1 protein-coding gene is annotated in these 506 nt (G+C 65.2%); it reads right to left on the reverse strand.

From position 1 onward, the window contains the following. The coding region (locus tag OOZ15_RS20135) for a hypothetical protein (protein ID WP_265958212.1) at positions 1-417 on the reverse strand (417 nt) is incomplete at its 3' end. Between the last annotated feature and the right edge of the window lie 89 nt (positions 418-506).

The following is a 506-nucleotide window of genomic DNA, read 5'->3' on the forward strand; positions in this document are numbered from 1 at the left end:
GGCGGCGAATTCGGCCAGGAAGCGTCGCCGTGCGCGGATCACCAGGTAGAGGCTCGGCACGACCACCAGGGTCACCAGCAGCTGCCAGGCGCCGTCGAAGACATGGTTGTCGAGGAAGGCGTCCTGCTCGCGGATCAGCGAACTGAAGATGAAGGCGAACATCAGCAGGGTGACGGTGGGCAGTTGCCTCAGCACCTGACGGGTATAGAGCAACAGCGCCGAGGCGATCGCCAGTAGCCCGCTCTGGGCCAGCTCGATGAAGCCGCGCTCCGAGAAGCGTGCCTCAGGGAAGTGGAGTGCCTCGAGGAAGGCCCCCTGGGCCAGGGCGGCGATCAGCAGGATATAGAGGGTGGCGCGCAGGCAGGTGGCGGCGAAGCCGATCGGCCAGGGCTGGCCGGGAGGCAGCTCGTGGGGCATCTGGGAGTTCCGCGGTGACAATGGCATGCAATGTTGTATCGTATTGTATCGTCATCGTGCCACGCTGCCTATGGCCGCGTTCAGTCCGG

Source organism: Galbibacter kalidii (genome assembly GCF_026241135.1).
Classification (GTDB): domain Bacteria; phylum Bacteroidota; class Bacteroidia; order Flavobacteriales; family Flavobacteriaceae; genus Galbibacter.